This is a genomic window from Actinocrinis puniceicyclus, assembly GCF_018283645.1.
GTDB classification, from domain to species: Bacteria; Actinomycetota; Actinomycetes; order Streptomycetales; family Catenulisporaceae; genus Actinocrinis; species Actinocrinis puniceicyclus.
The window spans coordinates 1-252 of record NZ_JAGSXH010000427.1 but is presented as its reverse complement, the minus strand read 5'-3'; the positions used below and the strand labels follow the sequence as shown (position 1 = coordinate 252).

Sequence of the window (252 nt, the reverse complement as noted above, 5' to 3'; positions counted from 1 at the left end):
CCCCCGCACATAGCCCAGATCATTTGCGGTCACACCAATATTTCCACGACCATGGGTTACAAGGCTGTTTACCCGACCGAAGCGATCGATGCGCATCGGGCGTTCATCACCCGCCGCCGGGCCACACCAGGGTTAATGACAAAGTGATCTTTCGTCCTTTTTCTGGGTGATCGTCAGGTCAGGTGGAGTAGTCCTGTCAGGAGTTCGGGTCTGCGGGCGTGTCTGCGCAGGGCTTTGGCGATGTTGGTTTCG

1 pseudogene is annotated in these 252 nt (G+C 57.1%); it reads left to right on the top strand.

Annotation, left to right across the window (positions count from 1 at the left end):
* Positions 1-123, top strand: a pseudogene (locus tag KGA66_RS32400) (site-specific integrase); the annotation flags it as partial.
* Between the last annotated feature and the right edge of the window lie 129 nt (positions 124-252).